At 66.8% G+C, this 21,232-nt stretch carries 23 protein-coding genes and 1 tRNA gene; 4 read left to right on the plus strand and 20 right to left on the minus strand.

All coding sequences use genetic code 11. The features are described from left to right. The first annotated feature begins 129 nt into the window (after positions 1-129). A complete protein-coding gene (locus WFH23_RS07545) occupies positions 130-741 on the plus strand; it encodes a vitamin K epoxide reductase family protein (protein WP_336662092.1) in 612 nt (203 codons plus the stop codon). On the opposite strand, the gene coaE is transcribed toward WFH23_RS07545, so the two are convergent. Further along, a complete protein-coding gene (gene coaE / locus WFH23_RS07550) occupies positions 728-1,333 on the minus strand; it encodes a dephospho-CoA kinase (RefSeq protein WP_336662093.1) in 606 nt (201 codons plus the stop codon). The two genes, WFH23_RS07545 and coaE, sit on opposite strands and share 14 nt — an antisense overlap. A 49-nt stretch (positions 1,334-1,382) precedes the next feature. On the opposite strand from coaE, the gene WFH23_RS07555 reads away from it, so the two are divergent. Beyond that, complete coding sequence (locus tag WFH23_RS07555) at positions 1,383-1,973, plus strand: DUF4126 domain-containing protein (RefSeq protein ID WP_336662094.1); 591 nt, start codon at positions 1,383-1,385, stop codon at positions 1,971-1,973. 131 nt (positions 1,974-2,104) lie between these two features. Here WFH23_RS07555 and rpsA read toward each other — a convergent pair whose 3' ends face one another. After that, on the minus strand, positions 2,105-3,550 hold the full coding sequence (rpsA, locus tag WFH23_RS07560; RefSeq protein WP_090149227.1) for a 30S ribosomal protein S1: 1,446 nt from the start codon (positions 3,548-3,550) through the stop codon (positions 2,105-2,107). A gap of 239 nt (positions 3,551-3,789) precedes the next feature. Then, entirely contained in the window at positions 3,790-6,417 is a 2,628-nt protein-coding gene (polA, locus tag WFH23_RS07565; protein WP_336662148.1) for a DNA polymerase I, read from the minus strand. 115 nt (positions 6,418-6,532) lie between these two features. On the opposite strand from polA, the gene WFH23_RS07570 reads away from it, so the two are divergent. Then, complete coding sequence (locus WFH23_RS07570; RefSeq protein ID WP_336662095.1) at positions 6,533-6,985, plus strand: hotdog fold thioesterase; 453 nt, start codon at positions 6,533-6,535, stop codon at positions 6,983-6,985. A 60-nt stretch (positions 6,986-7,045) separates the two neighbouring features. Here the strand turns inward: WFH23_RS07570 and WFH23_RS07575 are convergent, their stop codons facing one another. Further along, complete coding sequence (locus WFH23_RS07575) at positions 7,046-7,654, minus strand: ANTAR domain-containing response regulator (RefSeq protein ID WP_029608346.1); 609 nt, start codon at positions 7,652-7,654, stop codon at positions 7,046-7,048. Positions 7,655-7,693: 39 nt separating this feature from the next. After that, positions 7,694-7,861 (minus strand): hypothetical protein, encoded by a 168-nt coding sequence (locus WFH23_RS07580; protein WP_176698328.1) that lies wholly within the window; start codon positions 7,859-7,861, stop codon positions 7,694-7,696. A gap of 240 nt (positions 7,862-8,101) precedes the next feature. Here WFH23_RS07580 and WFH23_RS07585 point away from each other — a divergent pair, with 240 nt between their 5' ends. Beyond that, positions 8,102-8,455 carry a DUF7882 family protein gene (locus tag WFH23_RS07585; protein WP_336662096.1) on the plus strand — a complete coding sequence of 118 codons (354 nt, stop codon included), beginning with the start codon at positions 8,102-8,104 and terminating at the stop codon, positions 8,453-8,455. A 142-nt stretch (positions 8,456-8,597) separates the two neighbouring features. Here the strand turns inward: WFH23_RS07585 and WFH23_RS07590 are convergent. From WFH23_RS07590 to WFH23_RS07660, 15 genes are all read right to left on the minus strand, one after another. Then, positions 8,598-8,679: transfer RNA gene (locus WFH23_RS07590), tRNA-Leu, on the minus strand. A gap of 82 nt (positions 8,680-8,761) precedes the next feature. Beyond that, a complete protein-coding gene (gene pyk / locus WFH23_RS07595; protein ID WP_211648491.1) occupies positions 8,762-10,237 on the minus strand; it encodes a pyruvate kinase in 1,476 nt (491 codons plus the stop codon). A 16-nt stretch (positions 10,238-10,253) separates the two neighbouring features. After that, positions 10,254-11,255: a prolipoprotein diacylglyceryl transferase gene (gene lgt / locus WFH23_RS07600; RefSeq protein WP_336662097.1), complete on the minus strand. Its 1,002-nt coding sequence runs from the start codon at positions 11,253-11,255 to the stop codon at positions 10,254-10,256. Between the two features lie 83 nt (positions 11,256-11,338). Further along, on the minus strand, positions 11,339-12,133 hold the full coding sequence (gene trpA, locus WFH23_RS07605) for a tryptophan synthase subunit alpha (RefSeq protein ID WP_336662098.1): 795 nt from the start codon (positions 12,131-12,133) through the stop codon (positions 11,339-11,341). After that, positions 12,130-13,293 carry a tryptophan synthase subunit beta gene (gene trpB, locus WFH23_RS07610; protein ID WP_336662149.1) on the minus strand — a complete coding sequence of 388 codons (1,164 nt, stop codon included), beginning with the start codon at positions 13,291-13,293 and terminating at the stop codon, positions 12,130-12,132. The genes trpA and trpB overlap by 4 nt, the downstream gene beginning before the upstream one ends. A gap of 104 nt (positions 13,294-13,397) precedes the next feature. Further along, complete coding sequence (trpC, locus tag WFH23_RS07615; RefSeq protein WP_336662100.1) at positions 13,398-14,168, minus strand: indole-3-glycerol phosphate synthase TrpC; 771 nt, start codon at positions 14,166-14,168, stop codon at positions 13,398-13,400. Position 14,169: 1 nt separating this feature from the next. Beyond that, positions 14,170-14,403 (minus strand): HGxxPAAW family protein, encoded by a 234-nt coding sequence (locus WFH23_RS07620; RefSeq protein WP_090149265.1) that lies wholly within the window; start codon positions 14,401-14,403, stop codon positions 14,170-14,172. Between the two features lie 100 nt (positions 14,404-14,503). Continuing rightward, positions 14,504-15,106 (minus strand): Trp biosynthesis-associated membrane protein, encoded by a 603-nt coding sequence (locus WFH23_RS07625; RefSeq protein ID WP_336662101.1) that lies wholly within the window; start codon positions 15,104-15,106, stop codon positions 14,504-14,506. Further along, positions 15,096-16,679 (minus strand): anthranilate synthase component I, encoded by a 1,584-nt coding sequence (locus WFH23_RS07630; RefSeq protein ID WP_336662102.1) that lies wholly within the window; start codon positions 16,677-16,679, stop codon positions 15,096-15,098. The genes WFH23_RS07625 and WFH23_RS07630 overlap by 11 nt, the downstream gene beginning before the upstream one ends. Before the next feature lie 38 nt (positions 16,680-16,717). Further along, positions 16,718-17,086 (minus strand): phosphoribosyl-AMP cyclohydrolase, encoded by a 369-nt coding sequence (gene hisI, locus WFH23_RS07635; protein WP_370567871.1) that lies wholly within the window; start codon positions 17,084-17,086, stop codon positions 16,718-16,720. Then, positions 17,083-17,865 (minus strand): imidazole glycerol phosphate synthase subunit HisF, encoded by a 783-nt coding sequence (gene hisF / locus WFH23_RS07640; RefSeq protein ID WP_336662103.1) that lies wholly within the window; start codon positions 17,863-17,865, stop codon positions 17,083-17,085. The genes hisI and hisF overlap by 4 nt, the downstream gene beginning before the upstream one ends. 11 nt (positions 17,866-17,876) lie before the next feature. Beyond that, positions 17,877-18,719, minus strand: coding sequence for an ATP phosphoribosyltransferase (gene hisG / locus WFH23_RS07645; RefSeq protein WP_090149288.1), 843 nt, complete (start codon positions 18,717-18,719; stop codon positions 17,877-17,879). A gap of 93 nt (positions 18,720-18,812) precedes the next feature. Beyond that, positions 18,813-19,076 (minus strand): phosphoribosyl-ATP diphosphatase, encoded by a 264-nt coding sequence (locus WFH23_RS07650; RefSeq protein ID WP_090149295.1) that lies wholly within the window; start codon positions 19,074-19,076, stop codon positions 18,813-18,815. A 55-nt stretch (positions 19,077-19,131) separates the two neighbouring features. Continuing rightward, entirely contained in the window at positions 19,132-19,794 is a 663-nt protein-coding gene (gene rpe, locus WFH23_RS07655) for a ribulose-phosphate 3-epimerase (RefSeq protein ID WP_090149299.1), read from the minus strand. Positions 19,795-19,803: 9 nt separating this feature from the next. Beyond that, positions 19,804-21,207 carry an MFS transporter gene (locus WFH23_RS07660; protein ID WP_336662150.1) on the minus strand — a complete coding sequence of 468 codons (1,404 nt, stop codon included), beginning with the start codon at positions 21,205-21,207 and terminating at the stop codon, positions 19,804-19,806. Between the last annotated feature and the right edge of the window lie 25 nt (positions 21,208-21,232).

The following is a 21,232-nucleotide window of genomic DNA, read 5'->3' on the forward strand; positions in this document are numbered from 1 at the left end:
CCTTCGACCTTCAAAAGACTGTGCGTGAGATTCGCCGTGCGGCGCCTCTCACCGACACCATTATGTCACGACGGTGTCCGCAAGGGGCCTGAGGAAAGAACTCGCAGCTGGGCGCAGTAGGATCGCGCCATGAGTTCAGAGCTCCGCGCCCCGTCGCGCTCCGTCGCCTTCGCAATCTTCACGATCGTCGCCGGAGTCATCGGATGGTTCGCATCGTTCGAGCTCCTCACGGAGTACATCAAGACGCTGCAGAACCCGGATTACGTTCCGAACTGCTCGGTGAGCATCCTGGTCACCTGCGGGCCGAACATGGCGTCCTGGCAAGGTGCGCTCCTCGGCTTCAGCAACACGATCATCGGTGTCGCAGCCTTCGTCGCGCCGATCGCCGTCGGCGTGGCTCTCCTGGCGGGCGCTCGATTCGCGCCCTGGTTCTGGGTGACGTATCAGATCGGCTTGCTGGGCGGGTTCGCGCTCGTCAGCTGGCTCGTCGTGCAGAGCGTGTTCATGCTCGGAACGCTGTGCCCCTGGTGCATGGTCGTCTGGACCGCGACCATCCCGCTGTTCTGGATCACGCTGTTCCGCCCGTACGCGGTCGGAGACATTCCAGTATCGCCGAACGCGCAGCGCGTGCTCGGGCGCTGCTACGCGTGGAGCTGGGTGGTCATCCTCGTCTGCTTCGCGACGATCGCGTTCGTCGCGCAGCTGCAGCTCGACTGGGTGTCGGAGTTCAGCCGAGGCTGAGCAGCTGGCGCCACAGCCGGTCTGCTTGCTCCAGCGTTTCGGCCTCAGTCCCAGAGGTATCGATCACCGCGTCGGCCACGGCCCGGCGTTCCTCGTCGCTCGCCTGCTGCGATATGCGCTGGCGCGCCGCATCCTCGCTCATGCCGCGCAAGCTCATCATGCGCGCGATGCGGGTGTCGGCATCGGCTTCAGCGACGACGATGTGGTCCCACGGTTCGTCGCGCGCCGCCGTCTCGACGAGGAGCGGCACCTCGTACACGACGATCGCGTCGGGGTCCTCCGCGCGCGCGCGTTCGACGCGCTCGCGGAAGAGTCGCCGCACTTCGGGATGGACGATCGCATTGAGCTCACCCAAGGCGGCCGCATCGCCGAACACGCGGGCTCCGAGCGCAGCGCGGTCCAGCGTTGCATCGGCACGCAGCACCCCCGAGCCGAATCGTTGCACGACGCGCGCGAGACCCGGCGACCCGGGGGCAACGGCGTCACGAGCGATATCGTCGGCATCGATGCGAATCGCGCCGTGCTGGGCGAGCCGCCGTCCGATCGTTGATTTCCCTGCGGCGATCCCGCCCGTCAACCCGATCAATCGCATGCTGTCAGCTTATCCGCCGGCGACGTAGGCTGGCTCACGGGAGGGAACCATGCTCGAAATCATCACCGGGGTCGTGCTCGCGGCGTCGGCGGGCCTCAACGCGTACGTTCCGCTGCTGGGCTTGGGCCTGCTCTCCAGGTTCACGGAGTGGGTGAGCCTTCCGACCGGCTGGAGCTGGATCGAGAACGAATGGTCTTTGGGCATCCTCGGCGTCCTGCTCGTGATCGAGATGCTCGTCGACAAGGTTCCGGCTCTCGATTCGATCAATGACGTGCTCCACACCATCATCCGCCCGGCTTCCGGAGGAATGGTCTTCGCCGCCGGGAGCGGCAGCGATACCGTCGCGGTGTCGGATCCCGCGGCATTCATCGCCTCCGCCGACGTCTGGCCCGTCGTCGTCGGGGCCTGCGTTGCGCTGATCCCCCATGCGCTCAAAGCCATCGCGCGCCCGGTCGTGAACGTGCTGACGGCTGGGGCAGGCGCGGCCGTCGCCAGCACGTTCGAAGACATCGGTGCGGTGGTGCTCACGGTGCTCGCAGTCCTCGCCCCGGTCGTCGCTCTCGTGGCACTCGGGTTCGTCATCGTCGCGCTCGTGCGCAGGCTCCAGCGCGCGCTGCGTGAGCGACGCGCGCGCGTGTGAGCGGATGCTCGCGCGTGTGAGCGGATGCTCCCGCGTGTGAGCGGATGGTCACGCCTCCCCGAGCTGCGGCGCGGACGCCAGAAGGCCCGGCCCCCGAAGCGGGGACCGGGCCTTCTGGCGTGCGATGAGGGTTAGTTGCCCTCGAGCTGAGCCTTCAGTGCAGCCAGCGCAGCGTCGTCGGCGAGAGCGCCGGCCGAAGCCGCATCGCTCGAGAACGTCGACGAAGGCGCCTCGGCAGCGGGCGCAGCAGCGGCCTCCGCGAGCATGGAAGCGACCTGCTTCTTGTGCGCTTCCCAACGCTCCTGAGCGGCAGCGTACTCCTGCTCCCACTTCTCGCGCTGCGACTCGAAGCCTTCCTTCCACTCCTGGGTCTCAGGGTCGAAGCCCTCGGGGTACTTGTACTCGCCGTTCTCGTCGTACTCCGTGGTCATGCCGTAGAGTGCGGGGTCGAACTCGGTGCCCTCGGGGTCGACGCCCTCGTTGGCCTGCTTGAGGCTGAGCGAGATGCGGCGACGATCGAGATCGATGTCGATGATCTTGACGAAGACCTCCTGGCCGGCCTGCACGACCTGCTCAGCGAGCTCGACGTGCTGACCCGAGAGCTCGGAGATGTGCACGAGGCCCTCGATGCCATCGGCGACGCGGACGAACGCGCCGAAGGGAACGAGCTTCGTGACGACGCCCGGGGCGATCTGACCGATCGCGTGGGTGCGTGCGAATACCTGCCACGGGTCTTCCTGCGTCGCCTTGAGCGACAGCGAGACGCGCTCGCGGTCGAGCTCGACGGAGAGCACCTCGACGGTGACTTCCTGTCCGACCTCGACGACGTCGGAGGCGTGCTCGATGTGCTTCCAGGAGAGCTCCGAGACGTGCACGAGGCCGTCCACGCCGCCGAGATCGACGAACGCGCCGAAGTTGACGATCGACGAGATGACGCCCTTGCGGACCTGGCCCGGCTTGAGCTCGGCGAGGAACGACGAGCGCGTGGCCGACTGGGTCTCTTCGAGCAGCGCACGACGCGAGAGCACGACGTTGTTGCGGTTCTTGTCGAGTTCGAGGATCTTCGCCTCGATCTCCTGGCCCAGGTAGGGCGTCAGGTCGCGTACACGGCGCAGCTCGATGAGCGATGCCGGGAGGAAGCCGCGGAGCCCGATGTCGACGATGAGGCCGCCCTTGACGACCTCGATGACGGTGCCGGTGACGACGCCCTCGTTCTCCTTGATCTTCTCCACGTCGCCCCAAGCGCGCTCGTACTGAGCACGCTTCTTCGACAGGATGAGGCGACCTTCCTTGTCCTCCTTCTGGAGCACGAGTGCCTCGACGGAATCGCCGACCTCGACGACCTCACCGGGGTCGACGTCGTGCTTGATGGACAGCTCGCGCGAGGGGATGACGCCCTCGGTCTTGTACCCGACGTCGAGGAGCACCTCGTCGCGGTCGATCTTCACGACGGTGCCCTCGATGAGGTCGCCGTCGTTGAAGAACTTCAGGGTCGATTCGACCGCTGCAAGGAAGTCTTCGGCTGAGCCGATGTCGTTAACTGCGACCTGCTTGCGTTCGGTCGTTGCGTTCGTCATGTAATTGGTCTCCAGAATGGACAGGGTATCGAGGCGGAAGCACGCCGGTCTTGGCCGAATCTCGCAGATTCGCAAGTGCCCCCACGCGTGGACATGGTTGAGTCGCCACAGATGTGACAATTCATACTACCCCGGGGCGCGCCCGGGATCAATCGCGTGATTCACCGGCGCGTCCCAACGGTTCAGGGGTCGTTCCGCTGGGAACCGCGACTGCCGTTGCCGGTTCGGCGCGCACCTGCTCAGTGCGCGGCGGCGTTCCAATTCGCGCCGTGACCGACCTGCACCTCGAGCGGCACCGAGAGCTCTGCAGCTCCGGCCATCTCTTCGCGCACGATCGCTTCGAGCGTGTCCCACTCCCCAGCGGCCACTTCGAACATGAGTTCGTCATGGATCTGCAGGAGCATGCGCGAAGCGAGTTGCGCCTCGCGCATCCGGAGTTCGACCCTGATCATCGCGCGCTTGATGATGTCGGCGGCCGAGCCCTGGATGGGTGCGTTGAGGGCTGCGCGCTCGGCGTTCTCGCGCAGGACGCGGTTGGGGCTCGCCAGATCGGGGAACGGCCGACGGCGGCCGTAGATCGTTTCGGTGAACATGTCGCGTTTCGCTTGATCGACCACCGACCGGAGGTAGTCGCGCACCCCGCCGAAGCGCTCGAAGTAGTCGGTCATGAGCTGTTTCGCCTCTGCCGAACTGATGTTCAGCTGCTTCGAGAGTCCGAACGCTGAGAGTCCGTAGGCCAATCCGTACGACATCGCCTTGACCTTCGAGCGCATCTCGCTGGTCACGTCTTGAGGATCGACGCCGAAGATGCGCGCGCCCACGAAGCGATGGAGGTCCTCGCCGGCGTTGAAGGCCTGAATGAGACCGGCGTCGCCTGAGAGGTGCGCCATGATGCGCATCTCGATCTGCGAGTAATCGGCCGTCATCAGGGTCTCGAACTCGCTGCTGTGGATGAACCCCTCGCGGATCCGTCGCCCCTCTTCCGAGCGCACCGGGATGTTCTGCAGGTTGGGGTCCGTCGACGCGAGACGACCCGTGCTCGATCCGGTCTGCACGAAGGTGGTGTGAATACGACCGTCCGGCTGCACCGATTTGATGAGAGTCTCGATCATCTGGCGCAGCTTGTTCGCGTCACGATGCCCGAGCAGGGCGTCCAGGAAGGGGTGCGGCTGCTTGGCCTGCAACTCAGCGAGAGCCGCCGCGTCGGTCGTGTACCCGCGCTGCGTCTTTCGCGTCTTCGGCATGTCGAGCTCGTCGAACAGCACTTCTTGCAGCTGCTTCGGCGATGACAGATTGACTTCGTGCCCGATGGCGTCGAATGCCTCCTGCTGCAGACGGGCGACGCGTTCCGTGAGCTCTGCGTGATGGGCCTCGAACAGCGGCTCGTCGACCTGCACGCCGCGGTACTCCAGGCCGTCGAGCACCGAGACGAGCGGCAGCTCGATCTCGCGGTAGATCTCCGCGGAGCGCGACTCGAAACGCTCCACCGCTGCGGCGTGCGTGCGCACCGTGTACCAGGCGAGTGTCGCGGTGTCCGCGACACTGCCTTCCTCGGGCACCAGCTGGTTCGGGTCGCCCTCCGGCACCTGCTCCCCCAGATACCGGAACACGGCGTCGGCGAGGCTCTTCTCCGCAGCCGACGGCCGAAGCACCCAGGTCGCAAGCAGCACGTCCCCGGCGATTCCGCCGATGCGCGCACCCGCTCGTCGCGCCAGGGCGAGCTGCTGCTTCGAATCGTAGAAGACCTTTGCGGCGTCGGACGCGAGCCATTGCTCGAAGAGCGCGTAATCGCGCCCCGCCGGCTGCCAGTCGAACTGCACCGATGAGTCTGCGGTAGCGATGCCGACGTCATAGCCGCCGTCGAGTTCTCGGATGAGGACCGCGGGAGACTCGTGCTTCGCGAGCCAGTCGGCGAGTTCCTCGTCGATGAGATTCTTCGGTACGGGCCGTTCGGGAGCGAGCGACGGCGACACCGTGGACGTCGCGCCGCCAGCCGGCACGGCGGCGCCGGCCAGTTTGCCGACGCGTTGCAGCAGGGTGCGGAACTCGAGCTTCGCGAAGATCTCCTGCACGGCGGCCATGTCGATCTCGCCCCGCTTCAATTCATCGAGCTCGACGTTGAGTTCGACGTCGCGCACCAGACGATTCAAGCGACGATTGCGCTCAGCCAGATGCGCATGCTCGCGAAGGCTCTCCCCCACTTTTCCGCCGACCTCGTCTTGACGCCGCAGAATCTCTTCGAGTGAGCCGAACTGATTGATCCATTTCACGGCCGTCTTCTCACCGACTCGCGGAATGCCCGGCAGATTGTCGCTCGTCTCCCCGACGAGCGCAGCGATCTCGGGGTACTGCTCGGGACGGATCCCGTAGCGTTCCATGACCTTCGCCGCGTCGTAGCGCGTCAGTTCGCTCACACCCTGCTTCGACGGGTACAGGAGCGTCACGCGGTCGTCGACCAGCTGAATCGTGTCGCGATCGCCGCTCACCACCAGCACCCGATATCCGTGCTCGGACGCCCGCGTCGCCAACGTCGCGAGAATGTCGTCGGCCTCGTAGTTCTCTTTCTCGATCGTGCGGATACCCATCGCGTGCAGCGCATCCTGCAGCAGCGGGATCTGCCCCTTGAACTCGGGCGGCGTCTCGCCGCGGGTCCCCTTGTACTCGGGATACTCCTCGGTGCGGAAGGAGTGCCGAGAGATGTCGAACGCCACCGCGAGCGCATCCGGTCGCTCGTTGCCGAGGAGGTTGATCAACATGGCGATGAAGCCGTGGATCGCGTTGGTGTGCTGCCCGGACTGGGTCTGGAAGCTATCGACCGGAAGCGCGTAGAACGCGCGGAAGGCAAGCGAGTGGCCATCGATGACCATGAGGGTAGGCTGAGTGTTCGACACGTGCCCAGCCTACAATCCGCCGCCGACATTCCGCAGGACGGACGCCGTCGCCCCCGGCTCGCGCGTGTCATCGACACGACGAAAGGCACCGATGTCCGCTCTTCCCAGCGCAGCAGCTTCCTCCCCTGAAGACGCGATCGAGTACATTCGTCACCGCGGTCTCGGCGCACTCGCCGACCGCATGGGCATCGAGATGATCGAGTTCACGCCCGAACGGGCGGTCGCGACGATGCCCGTGGAGGGCAACACGCAGCCGGTGATGTTGCTGCACGGTGGTGCGTATGTGGTGCTTGGCGAGACCCTGGGCTCGATGCACGCGAACTTTCACGCCCCCGATGGCTGCGTCGCCGTGGGGCTGGACATCAACGCCACCCACACCGGCTCGGCCACGGAGGGAGTCGTGACCGGCGTGTGCAGTCCGATCAAGCTCGGACGGAGTGTCGCGGTGCATGAGATCGTTGTCTCCGACGCGCGCGGGATCCGGTGCTCGACCATTCGCATCACCAACTTCTACAAGCGGATCACCCAGGACTCCGAAGCCTGAGAACGACGAACGCCCCGGACCGCATCAGCGGGTCCGGGGCGTTCGCCTCGACAGGGGGCGTCAGTCCTTCTTCGGCCCGAGCTGGTCGATGATGGTCTTCGCGACGTCCTGCATCGTCAGTCGGCGATCCATCGATGCCTTCTGAATCCAGCGGAACGCCTCGGGTTCGCTCAATCCCATCTTGTCGTTCAAGATTCCCTTGGCCCGATCGACGAGCTTGCGCGTCTCGAATCGTTCTGCGAGATCGGCGACCTCGCTCTCGAGCGCCACGATCTGCTGGAAGCGCGACAGCGCAATTTCGATGGCCGGGATCAGGTCGGCTGGCGTGAAGGGCTTCACGACGTAGGCAAGCGCCCCGGCCTCGCTCGCGCGCTCGACCAGCTCGCGCTGGCTGAACGCAGTGAGCAGCACCACGGGAGCGAGATGCGTCTTGTTGATCCGCTCGGCTGCCGAGATGCCGTCGAGCTGCGGCATCTTCACGTCCATCACCACGAGGTCAGGACGCAGTTCTTCGACGAGCTTCACCGCCGTCTCGCCGTCTCCCGCCTCACCGACCACTTCGAAACCGTTATCGCGCAGGGTCTCGACAATATCGAGGCGGATCAGGGATTCGTCTTCCGCGACGACAACGCGTCGCGGAGCGCTCGGTGCAGTGCTCTGGTCATTCACTCCACCAGCTTACGTCATTCTCGCTGTGGATTTCCGACCCTACTCGAGATTCGCGACAGGCTCCGGTTCTTCCGTGTCGTCCTCCCCGAACTCAGGCGCCTCAGGGTGCCCGTGCTGCACCAGGAGATCATCCTCTCCGCTCGGCTGCGAGATCGGTGCACGCCCCTCTTCGCCGTCGGGATGCGCGCTGGTATTGTTCATCGACATGGTGTCCTCCTCAGGTGGTTGGGGACCCAGTCTGCGCGGAGCAGGGCTCTGCCACCAGGGGCTAGCCCTCATCCCCGGCGCACCCGTACCCTGCGGCGCAGCGCACACCCGCACCGTGCAAGGGCGGCGAGCCCGCCCCCAGGAGCAATCACCTGAATAGGTCGCTCTGCGTCCGATGAGCTGCGATGCTTGAGAGTAGCTCCAGCGACCAAAGACGGTTGCGAACGAAAGGACCACATCATGGGATCCATCCGGTACAACGGTCTGACCACGCACTTCGACGATCGACTGCTCACCCACCTCCAGATCATCATCGTCCAGAAGCTCATGCGAGAAGAGTCGTTTCTCATGTCGTGGAAAGACAGCATGAGAACCGGCGATGGGCGCACTGCCATCTGGCTGTCTCCGGAGACGACGCTCACCTTCAAGTTCGTCGGCAGTCGAGTGCCTGAGATCAACAAGAAGTGGCTTCTGCGCCTCGGAGAATCGGCAAGCTCCACGACCGGCCTCATCGTCACCGGAGAAGATGGGGAACTCGCGGCGGCGGAGGCCACCGGCAGCAAGTATCCGGGCAACCTTCGCCCGGGAAACTGACTGCGGCGTCATCGCGATCACGCTGGCGGCTTCCGCCTGGTCGCCCCTCGATGTCCGAACGCCGGGAGCGCTCCGCGCCTCCTGAACCACGACACCCCCGGCTTCCGCGAAGTATCGCGCGAAGCCGGGGGTGTGTCGTTCGTGCCGAATGCGGGACTTGAACCCGCACGCCTTTCGGCAACGCATTTTGAGTGCGCCGTGTCTGCCAATTCCACCAATTCGGCGAACTCCCCAAGCCTATCGCATGGGGGCCGTGTCTCACGTCGGGCGGCGGCCCACGGGCGCGTCGCCGCCGCAGCCCGAGGATCAGGCCTGCGGGTCCTCCGCGATCTTCGTGAACTTACGCGGACCGGCCTCGGGCAGCAGACCGGTGGCCTCACCGATGCGATGGATCCGCAGCGTATTCGTCGTTCCCACGACTCCGGGAGGCGACCCGGCGATGATGACGACCTTCTCCCCGACCTCGATGCGCGAGTGCTCGAGCAGCACTTTGTCCACCTGCACGAACATCTCGTCCGTGCTGTCGACGCGCGGCACCTCGTAGCTGCGTGCGCCCCACGTCAGTTCCATGCGTCGACGAGTATCGGGATCCGGAGTGAACCCGATGATCGGCATCGGCCGTCGCAGGCGCGACATCCGTCGCACGGTGTCGCCCGACTCCGTGAAGACGCAGATGTAGCGCGCGCCGACGAAGTCGGCCACGTCAGAAGCTGCGAGCGTCAGCACGCCTCCCTGAGTGCGGGGAGCCGCCCCGAGGGGCTCGATGCGGTCGAGCGCGTGATCCTCAGTCGCCTCGATGATCTTCGCCATCGTGGCCACCGCTTCGATCGGGTAGGCGCCCACGCTCGTCTCTCCGGAGAGCATGACGGCGTCGGCGCCATCCAGCACGGCGTTCGCGCAGTCAGAGGCCTCCGCGCGCGTGGGGCGCGGGTTCTCGATCATCGACTCCAGCACCTGGGTCGCCACGATCACCGGCTTCGCATTCCGACGCGCGATCGTCACCGCCTCGGCCTGCACCAGCGGCACGCGCTCGAGCGGCAGTTCGACGCCGAGATCACCGCGGGCGACCATGATCCCGTCGAACGCAGCGACGATGCCTTCGAGGTGCTCGACTGCCTGCGGCTTCTCGATCTTCGCGATCACCGGCAGACGCACTCCGACCTCATCCATGATCTCGTGCACGCGGGTGATGTCGGCGGCGTCGCGCACGAAGGAGAGTGCGATGTAGTCGACGCCGAGCGCGAGCGCCCATCGCAGATCTTCCTCGTCCTTGTCGGAGAGCGCAGGAACGTTCACGGCAACGCCGGGGAGGTTGATCCCCTTGTTGTTGGAGATCGAACCGGGCACCTCGACCACGGTGTGCACCGTGTCCTCGGTCACGCGCACGGCGCGAAGGGTGACCTTGCCGTCATCGATCAGCAACGGGTCACCGGCGCTGACGTCACCCGGCAGTCCCTTGTGCGTGGTTCCGCCGACGGTGCGATTCCCGACCACGTCGCGCGTCGTGATCGCGAATTCGTCGCCGACAGCGAGCGCATACGGGCCGTCCTCGAACACGCCAAGACGAATCTTCGGACCCTGCAGATCCGCGAGCACCGCGATCGGGCGACCGACCTCGGCCTCGGCGCGACGAATATTCCTGTAGATGCCCTCATGCACGTTGTAGGTGCCGTGGGACATGTTGAGCCGCGCGACGTTCACGCCGGCCTGGATCAGCGCGAGCGTGTGGTCGTAGCTGGAAACAGCGGGTCCCCAAGTGGCGACGATCTTGGCGTGACGCATGCAGCGTGCTCCTTCGTTAGTGGGTCTTGCTGGGCTCGACGCCGCTCGCGGGCTCGAGCGACGCATCGGGCAGCGCTTCTGTCTCGGATGCCGAGACGGACGTACCGTCGCCGCGATCGATCACGTGGTAGTACTCGTTCGTGTCGGCGGTATCGGCGAGCACGGTGTCTCCCGGATGGCGTCGGCCGGGCAGGTACACGGTGTTCTCGAGCCCGACGTGGCGATGACGGCGCAGAATGAACAGCGCGATGCCGACCACGATCGCCAGGATCGCAGCGAGCACGTTGGTGCGCACGCCGAGGAAGAGCAGGCTGGGATCGACGCGCAGCGACTCGGTGAATGCGCGGCCGACGCCGTACCAGATGAGGTAGAGGGCGAAGAAGGTGCCCCACCGCGGACGCCACTTCCGCTCGATGGCGAGCAGCACGATGATTCCGAGGATGTTCCACAGCGCCTCGTAGAGGAAGGTCGGGTGGAAGAGGGTGCCCTCGGGCAGTCCGATGGGGAATGCCGCGTTCGTCGACTCGATCTCGAGCCCCCACGGGAGCGTCGTTGGGCCGCCGAAGAGCTCATGGTTGAACCAGTTGCCGAGACGACCGACCGCCTGCGCGATCAGCAGTCCGGGCACGAGCGCGTCCGCGAAGGACCAGAACCGGATGCCGGTGATCCGCGACGCGATGAGCACGCCGATCGCTCCCCCGATGAGCGCGCCGAAGATCGCGATGCCGCCGTTCCAGAATGCGAAGATCTCAAACGGGTTCTTGCCCTCGCCGAAGTAGTCTCCCCAGTGCGTGACGACGTGGTAGAGCCGGGCTCCCAGGATCCCGAGCACGAGCGACCACACGAGGAAGTCGAAGACTGCTCCCCGCTCGCCGCCGCGCTGTCCCAGCCGTCGCGCCGTCCAGATGCCGGCGATGATGATGCCGACGATGATGCAGAGCGCGTAGAAGTAGATCCGGAACGGACCGAGCTGCAGATACTGCAGCTCGGGGCTCGGAATGCTCAACGGGAGAATCATTCACTCCTCTTTCGCCGGCGGCCTCGCGCCGCAGGACTCGGGTGGATGCCGCGCGATCGTGCCGCGCGGCGGACGGGTCAATCTTAGCGCGCGGTGCCTCGCGCGATGCCCGCGACGGTTTCGGCGAGCTGCGGCACGCCGCCGTCGCGCAGCGCACGCACGAATGCGGTGCCGACGATGGCACCGTCCGCGTATTCGAGCGCACCGGCGACCTGCTCAGCCGTCGAGATACCGATGCCGACGCAGGCGAGCGTTGCGCCCTGCTCGCGGAGCCGCGCCGTGAGCCCCCGGGCTGCCGCGTCGAGCTCGGCGCGTTCGCCCGTGATCCCCATCGTCGAGACCGTGTAGACGAACCCGGTGCTCGCGCGACTCACGAGCGCGAGCCGCGCATCCGTCGAACTCGGAGCTGCGAGGAACACGCGATCGAGTCCATGAGCCTCGCTCGCCGCGATCCAATCGTCTGCGGAGTCCGGCGTGATGTCTGGTGTGATCAGCCCGGCGCCGCCAGCAGTCGCGAGGTCGCGAGCGAACGCGTCCACCCCGTACTGCATCACGGGGTTCCAGTACGTCATCACGAGTACCGGCACGTCTACGGCATCCCGCACGCGACGCACTGCCTCGAAGACGTCGGCGAGACGGAAGCCCGCCGCGAGAGCCGTCTGCGTGGCCTCTTGGATCACCGCGCCGTCCATCACGGGGTCGGAGTACGGTACGCCGAACTCCAACACGTCGGCTCCGCTTCGTGCCATCGCGATCGCGGCTTCCACACTGGTGTCCAGGTCGGGGAAGCCCACTGGCAGGTACCCCACGAGCGCTCCCCGGCGCTCCTGGTTCGCAGCGAGGATCGCTTTCGCGACGCTGGATCCGTGCTCGGTCATCCGTCGATCTCCGATCCGTCTTCCGGGAGCAGCCCGAAGTAGCGGCCTGCGGTCGCCATGTCTTTGTCGCCGCGGCCCGACAGGCTCACGAGCACGACGCCGTCCGACCCCAGATCGGTGCCGATCCGCTGCGCCCCCGCAAGGGCGTGCGCCGATTCGATAGCGGGAATGATGCCCTCGGTCCGGCTCAGCAGCCGAAGCGCCTGCATCGCCTCGTCGTCGGTGGCGGGAATGTACTCCGCGCGCCCGATGTCCGCGAGCCACGCGTGCTCCGGCCCGACGCCCGGATAGTCGAGGCCGGCGGAGATCGAATGAGATTCGATGGTCTGCCCGTCGTCATCCTGCAGCACGTACGTCCTCGCGCCGTGCAGCACGCCGGGGCGCCCGCGCTCGATCGACGCCGCGTGCTGGTCGGTGTCGACGCCGTCGCCTGCGGCTTCCACGCCGTAGAGGCGCACATCGGCGTCGTCGAGGAACGCGTCGAACATGCCGATCGCATTGGAACCGCCCCCGACGCACGCGACGACGGCATCCGGAAGACGGCCGATGCGCTCGAGCAGCTGAGCACGGGCTTCTTCGGAGATGATCTTCTGGAAGTCGCGCACCATCGCCGGGAACGGATGCGGCCCAGCGGCGGTCCCGAAGATGTAGTTGGTGCGATCGACGCTCGCGACCCAATCGCGATACGCCTCGTTGATCGCATCCTTGAGCGTGCGAGAACCGGTCCTGACGGGAACGACTTCAGCGCCGAGCAGACGCATCCGCGCGACGTTCAATGCCTGACGCTCGGTATCGACTTCGCCCATGTACACGGTGCATTCGAGGCCGAAGAGCGCTGCAGCCGTCGCGGTGGCCACGCCGTGCTGGCCGGCTCCGGTCTCGGCGATCACGCGAGTCTTGCCCAACCGTCGAGTGAGCAGCGCCTGACCGAGCACATTGTTGATCTTGTGCGAGCCGGTGTGGTTCAAGTCTTCGCGCTTCAGGAACACGCGTGCCCCACCTGCGTGCTCGGCGAAGCGCGGCACCTCGGTGATGGGTGATGGGCGCCCGGCGTACGAGAGCAGCAACTCCGCCAGTTCAGAGCGGAAGGCGGGGTCGGCCTGCGCTTCTGCGTACGCGTCGGTCAGCTCGTCGATCGCCGCGATCAGCGATTCCGGCATGAACCTCCCGCCGAACTCTCCGAAGAACGGACCATGCTGGTCGCGCAGGCTGGTGACGCCGGTCGTCGATTCGGTCACTGGTGTCCTTTTCAGCTTGAGACGCTTCAGACGCTCACGTAGGTCTGCAGCGTCGCGATGGGGTCGTTCGTCACGAGCGCCTCGCCGACGAGCACCGCGTCGGCTCCCGCTTCGCGGTAGTGCTCCACATCCGCGACGTTGAGCACGGCCGATTCCGCCACGCGGATTACGCCGGCCGGAATCTGGTCCGCGACTCGTCCGAACAGGTCTCGATCGAGTTCGAAGGTGCGCAGATCGCGCGCGTTGACTCCGACGAGCTGAGCGCCGAGGTCCACGGCTCGCGCGACCTCCTCAGCGCTGTGCGCCTCGACGAGCGGCGTCATGCCGAGCTCGCGGATCACATCGTGGAGGCGGATGAGGCGGTCCTGCGGGAGCGCGGCGACGATGAGGAGCACGAGATCGGCTCCGGCAGCACGGGCCTCGAGCACCTGGTACTCATCTCCGATGAAGTCCTTGCGCAGCACGGGAATGCTGATCGCTTTGCGCACGGCTTCCAGGTCGGCGAGGGATCCCTTGAACTTCCGCTCCTCGGTGAGCACGCTCACCGCGCTCGCACCGCCGGCCTCGTACTGAGCCGCGAGGTCCTGTGGAAGCGGGATCTCGGCGAGATCGCCGCGCGATGGGCTGGCACGCTTCACCTCGGCGATCACCTTCATGTGCTCGGCGGGCGCGAGCGCAGCGAGTGCGTCGAGCGCCGGGCGAGCGGCGAGGGCATCGGATTCGACTACCGAGTACGACCGGAGCTCGCGGCGCGAGGCCGCGTCCTCGAGCGAGCCGGCGAGCAGATCTTCGAGCACGTCAGTCGTGTGCTGGAGGGGTGAACTTCGGGCCGTTCACGCCGTATCCGGCCTTCGAGAGGATCCACCCGAGCAGCGCACCGACGACGACGACTCCGACACACGCCCATACGAGTACGGGCATATGAAGGAAGAAGAAGACGGTTCCGGCGGCGATGCCGATCAGCATCACCACGACCGCTGTCCATGCGGCCGGCGAATCACCGTGGCCGGGGTCTCCGTGCTGGGTACTCATGAATCTCCTCTGAACAGATTTCGACGTTCCCAGACTAGCGGAAATCCGGGATGGGTTCTGGCACCGCCGCAAGCGCCCGGCGAGCCGGCCGCCCACGACGTCACCGTTTCCGACCCGCGTCGTCGGCCTCGCCGTCGCTGGGATCGTCTCCGCCCGAGAGCGCGTCCCAGTCCGAGATGCGGTCCGGCGTGTTCGTGGAGACATCGGCCGGCCGCGGGGCGGCGTCGTACTTCCGCCCGCCTGCCGCCCAGGTGCCGCTGAAGACGGCGACGACCAGGCCGAGGATCGCGGCGAGCACGCCAGCGACGACGCACACCCAGATCCAGGCCGAGAGGCGGCTCCAGACGACGAGATCCGTGGTCGCTTCACCCGAGATCCCGGTGAGCGACGTGATCGTTCCCGTGAGCGCCGTGAGCGGCGCAGCCAGCACGCTGATCGTGAGCGCCGACAGCCCGGCGCCGAGCAGCGCGACCAGGACGCCGAGGGCGCGGCGGAAGACGGGGCCGGCGATCGTCAGCGCGAGGGCCGCGGCGACGATGGCGATCGAGATCGGGGACACCGCTGCGTTGACCTCGTGGCCGGCGACCGCTTCGACGCTGTGCGTCCCGTCGACCATGAACGAGACCCAGGTCTGAGATCCGGCGAGCAGTCCAAGCGCTCCCACGAGGGCGATCGCGGAGATGGTGAGGAGCTTAGGACGCATCAGCGGCCTCCCCGAGTGCGTGGAGCGTGTTCGCGATGGCGACGGCGCGCAACGGCGCAGCCGCCTTGCTTCGGCACTCCGCGTCCTCGGTCTCCGGCACCGAGTCCGCGACGACGCCGGCACCCGCCTGCACCATCGCGATCCCGTTCTTGATCGTCGCCGTACGGATCGCGATGGCGAGATCGGCAGCCCCACCGAGGCCGAAGTATCCGACGACGCCGCCGTAGACGCCGCGCTGCACCGGCTCGAGTTCGTCGATGATCTGCAGCGCGCGCGGTTTGGGAGCCCCCGACAGCGTGCCAGCGGGGAAGGTCGCGCGGAAGACGTCCACCGGATTCGCCTCTGGCCGCTTCTGCCCCTCGACGCTCGAGACGATGTGCATGATGTGGCTGAAGCGCTCGATCCGCATGAATTCGGTGACCTCGACCGACCCCGGTTCGCACACCCGCAGCAGATCGTTGCGCGCCAGGTCCACGAGCATGAGGTGCTCGGCGCGCTCCTTCTCATCGGCGAGGAGGTCGCGCTCGTACTGCTGGTCTTCCTCGATGCTGGCGCCGCGCGGGCGCGAGCCCGCGATCGGATGAGTGAGCACGTGGCCGCCCTCCTGGACCGTGACCAGCGCCTCCGGGCTCGACCCGACGACCGAGAACGGCTCGCCAGCTGCGTCTTCGAGCTGCAGCAGGTACAGGTACGGGCTCGGGTTGAGATGGCGGAGCACTCGGTACACATCGAGAGGGTCCGCAGTGCATGTCTGGTCGAAGCGCTGCGACGGCACCACCTGGAAGATGTCGCCGTCGACGATGTAGCGCTTCGCCGCCTTGACCGAAGCGACGTACTCTGGCGTGCTCGTCAATCGTGTCGGCTCAGCGGTCGCTTCGCGATCCACGGTGTTCAGCGGTGAGCGCTCGGGGGCCGCGAGCGCCGCCTGCAGGGCGTCGAGTCGGGTCTGCGCGTCGGCCCACTGGGCATCGGCCGACCCGGCGGCGCCGTGCGGTGCTGGATCGCCGAGCGCCGCATCGTTGAGCACATTCGCGAGCAGCACGACGCTGCCCTCGCGGTGGTCGATGACGACGAGTTCGGAGACGAAGCTGAGGCCCTGCGTCGGCAAGCCGGAACCCGTGGAGGGCCCGTGCTCGAGTTTCTCGAACTGTCGCACGGTCTCCCAACCGAGGTATCCGACGAACCCGCTCGCGAGTGGCGGAAGGCCAGCGACCTGCGGCGACCGCCAGCGCTCATAGAGCGCGCTGAGCGCCTCGACCGGCGCCAGCGCGTCGACTCCCCCGGGGAGCAACCGCTCGGCAGAGACGTCGAATGCCCGGTCCTGCGCCCAGTGCGCTCTTCCGTCGCGCTCCCCGAGCACGCCGAAGCTTCCGGCTCCGACAAAACTGAAGCGCGTCCAGACCCCTCCCTGCTCCGCCGATTCCAACAGGAAGGTGCCGGGGCGGGAGGCAGCGACCTTGCGATAGATGCCGACCGGCGTGTCGGCATCGGCGAAGATCTCGCGGCAGACGGGAATGACGGCATGGGAGTCGCGCGCGGCGTCGAACGCGGCGCGCGTGGTGGTCAGGCTCACCGCTTCAGCCTACCGCGGACGCCCGGGGCGCCCGTGCGTCAGGCATCTCCTGAGGGATCGCCGACGAGCGCGGTCACGTCGCGATCGGTGAAGCAGGTACGCGTCCCCGTATGGCACGCGGCGCCGATCTGAACGACACGCACGAGCAGCGTGTCTCCGTCGCAGTCCATGGCCACACCGCGCACGTACTGGCGATGCCCGGAGGTGTCGCCCTTCCTCCAGTACTCGCGACGCGAACGGGACCAGAACGTCACGCGCCCGGTCGTCAGCGTGCGCCGCACCGCTTCGTGATCCATCCACGCCAGCATGAGCACATCGCCCGACTCGTCGTCCTGGATGATCGCGGGCAGCAGGCCGTCGTGGGCGAAGACGAGATCGTTGGGTACGGGATCGATGTCGCTCATCATTCCGCCCCTGAGATCGCGGTGCGTACGGTGTGGCCCTCAGCCGCCAGCGCTGCCTTCACCTGACCGATGGTGAAGGTCCCGTCGTGGAAGACCGAAGCGGCGAGCACCGCGTCGGCGCCCGCGTCGGCCGCGGGCGCGAAGTGCTCGAGCCGCCCCGCGCCGCCCGACGCGACGATCGGCACCTCGGAGATCTCGCGCACGAGCGCGGTGAGCTCGAGGTCGAAGCCGGCGAGGGTGCCGTCGGCGTCCATCGAGTTCACGAGCAGCTCGCCAGCGCCTCGATCCACTGCTTCGCGGCACCATTCGAGCGCGTCGAGGTCGGTCTCGCGCTTTCCACCATGCGTGGTCACGACGAAGCCCGACGGCGTGCGCGGACTGCGCTTCACATCGAGCGAGAGCACCAGCACCTGAGCGCCGAAGCGGTCGGCGATCTCGCCGATCACGTCGGGACGGGCGATCGCGCCGCTGTTGATCCCGATCTTGTCGGCGCCGACGCCGAGGAGCCTCGCGACGTCCTCGGGGCCCCGCACTCCCCCGCCGACGGTCAACGGGATGAACACTTGCTCCGCGGTGCGACGCACGACGTCGTAGGTGGTCGACCGATCGTCCACTGTTGCCGTGACATCGAGGAACGTGAGTTCGTCCGCGCCCTGCGCGGCGTACCTGGCGGCGAGCTCGACGGGATCACCCGCATCGCGCAGGTTGAGGAAGTTGACGCCTTTGACGACGCGTCCGCAGGAGACGTCGAGGCAGGGAATGACGCGTGTCGCAATCGACATATCGCAGCCTCTCAGAGGCGCGCCGCGTGAATCGCGGTCACGAGAATGGCACGGGCGCCGAGATCGTACAGCCGATCCATGATCTGGTTGGCATCATCGGAGGGGACCATCACCCTGACGGCGACCCAGCGGTCGTCTTGCAGCGGCGAGACGGTCGGGGACTCCATGCCGCCTGCAACCCGAGACGCTTCATCGAGCTGCTCGACGGGCAAGTCGTAGTCCATGAGCACGTACTTGCGCGCCACGAGCACGCCCTGCAGTCGACGCAGGAGTCGATCGATGTCGGGGTGGGCGTTCGGCCCCCCGATGAGCACCGCGGTCGATTCGAGAATGACCGGCCCGAAGATCTCTAGACCAGCTGCGCGCAGGGTCGCTCCCGTCGAGACGACGTCGGCGACGGCGTCGGCGACGCCGAGCTGCACGGCGGATTCGACAGCTCCGTCGAGCTTCACGTGCTCGGCCTCCACGCCCCGCGCGCGCAGAAAGTCATCGACGAGCTTCGGGTAGCTGGTCGCGATGCGCTTGCCGGCGAGGTCGGAGAGATCAGAGATCTCGCTCGTCGCCGGTGCAGCGAAGCGGAAGGTCGAATCGCCGAACTCGAGTGCGGCGATCTCGCGCGATTCCGATCCGGAGTCGAGCAGCAGGTCGCGGCCGGTGATGCCGACATCCAAGGCTCCTGAGCCGACGTAGGTCGCGATGTCCTTCGGGCGCAGGTAGAAGAACTCCACCTGGTTGCGGGCATCGGTGTGCACGAGCTTGCGGCTGTCGCGGCGACCCGAGTAGCCGGCTTCGGCCAGCATCTCGGCTGCGGTTTCAGAGAGGGATCCCTTATTGGGGACGGCGATGCGGAGCATGATGCGTGAAAGTCCTTCCGTGCGGCCGAGGAGCCGGCCAGTGAGTGCGGTCAGCGGCGAGCATCGACGTGCGGAGCGACCCGCTCGTCGATGCTACAGATGCGCGTAGACGTCTTCGAGACGCATGCCCTTCGAGAGCATGAGCACCTGCAGGTGGTAGAGCAGCTGACTGATCTCCTCCGCGCACGCTTCGTCGGATTCGTACTCCGCGGCCATCCAGACCTCAGCGGCTTCCTCGACGATCTTCTTCCCGATCGCATGCACCCCGGCGTCCAGGCGGGCGACAGTGTCGCTCCCCTCAGGGCGGGCGGCCGCCTTTTCGCTGAGTTCGGCGAAGAGCGCCTCGAACGATTTCACGTGAACAGCCTAGCGGGTTTCGCGTCGACGGCGGATCGCGCCGACCGTCGCCCGGTCAGTGCGCGTGCGCCGCTGCTGCCGTGCGCAGTTCGGCGATCCGCTCCTCCGGCACCCCCGAATACACGGCCGAACCGGCCACGAAGGTGTCGGCACCCGCTTCGGCCGCGATCCCGATCGTATCGACCGTGATCCCCCCGTCGACCTGCAACCAGAGGTCGAGACCGAAGCGAGCCCTCGCCTCGGCGACGCGACGGAGCTTCGGCATCATGTCGTGCATGAACGACTGCCCGCCGAAGCCGGGCTCCACGGTCATCACGAGCACCTGATCGAACTCGGGCAGCAGTTCGAGGTAGGGCTCGGGGTCGGTGCCCGGCTTCAGCGCGATGCCGGCGCGCGCTCCCCGTGCCCGGAGCGCCCGCGCGAGTGCCACGGGATCCTCCGCGGCCTCCGCGTGGAACGTCACCGAGTAGGCGCCGAGGTCCGCGTATCCGGGCGCCCAGCGATCCGCGTCGGAGATCATCAGGTGCACGTCGAGCGGTACCGGAGAGACTCCCTGGATGCGCTCGACGATGGGCGGTCCCATCGTGAGATTCGGCACGAAGTGATTGTCCATCACGTCGACGTGCACGAGGTCGGCGGTGCTGATCGCCTCCAGTTCGCTCTGCAGGTTCACGAAGTCGGCGGACAGAATACTCGGGTTGATGCGCTGCGCGGTCACGACCCCAGCCTAGGGCGTCGTGCGCACGGGCTCGTCCCCGTCGCCCGTAACAGTCGGCCCCGCCGGGGCGGGTGGGGGCGCGGCAGCAGCGGATGGCGCGGGGGCAGCGGCAGCAGGAGCGACGGGAGCGGCGGCGTAGCTCTGCGAAAGCACGCGATAGGCGCGAGTGAAGCACGCACCGACTGCGACGAGCACCATGGCGGCGCCGGTCCACACGAAGATGAGCGCGATACCCCGGCTCTCGCCCGATCCGAGCAGCCAGCCCCAGCTGGCTGCTCCCGCGGGCTCCTCCATGTACGGCACGATCCAGAACTCCGCGATCGGGGCGATGAGCAGTGACGTGATCGGTGCTGCCGCGGCTTCGAATGTCATGGCGAGACCGAATACGCGGCCCTGCTTCTCGTAGGGGACCACGCGTTGGATGACCGTCTGCTCTGCAGCTTCGACCGCCGGCATCAGCGCCATGAACAGCCAGATCCCCGAGATGAAGAGCCAGGGCCAGTCGCGCAGCGTGAACACCATGCCGAGCACGCCCAGCAGCCCGGCGAGCATCAGAATCGTGCGGATCGGGTTCTTCCCCAGCCCCCATTTCGCAACGACGGCGCCGCCGACGATGAATCCCGTCGAGGCGACTCCGAACACGATGCCCCATACTTCGACGGGGAAGAGTTCGAGCCCGTACGGGTCGAGCAGCGCCATGAACACGCCGCCGGAGAGATTGTTGAGCGTCGAGAAGAACACGAGTGCGATCAGGCCGGGAACGGCGAGCATCGCCGCCATGCCGCCGCGGAAATCGACAGCGCTGCGCGTCGGGTCCTGCACGATCTCAGGCTCGGGAATGCGGAGCGCGAGCAGATGGACGATGGGCGCGCCGACGAGCACCGTCGCGATGAGGATCGTGACGCCCATGCCGAGGAACCCGACCGACAATCCGCTGAAGACGCTCGTCGCGATGAATGCGAGCCCCTGCACCGTGCCGACCAGGCCGTTCGCATTCGCGTGCCGCTCCGTCGGCACCAGGAGCGTCACGGTCGTGGACAGGGCGAGGTTGCGCAGCAACTCGACGACGCAGCCGGCGAGCACGATGAGCGTGAACAGCCAGAACCAGGGGCGGTCGAGACGCAGGAGCTCGGTCTCGGGAACGACGAAGAAGATCACGCACCCCGTGACGAATGCGACGAGCGACGACACCGCAGAGACGAGCATCACCCGCTGCTTGCGCATCCGGTCGACGAGTGAGCCGAACCACATCGAGCACAGCGCGATCAGAATCATGTAGACCGCCCCGAGCACCCCGGTCGCGAGAATGCTGCGTGTCTCGAGGTACACCCAGAAGACCACGGCGAACCAGAGGAAGTTGGTGGTGAGATTGGCGACCGCGGTGTTCACGAGCACGTGCAGGAACGTGCGCATGCCTCCCTCGGGAGGCGTCGGCGCG

Origin of the sequence: Leucobacter sp. USHLN154, from assembly GCF_037145595.1 — a bacterium.
GTDB classification, from domain to species: Bacteria; Actinomycetota; Actinomycetes; order Actinomycetales; family Microbacteriaceae; genus Leucobacter; species Leucobacter alluvii.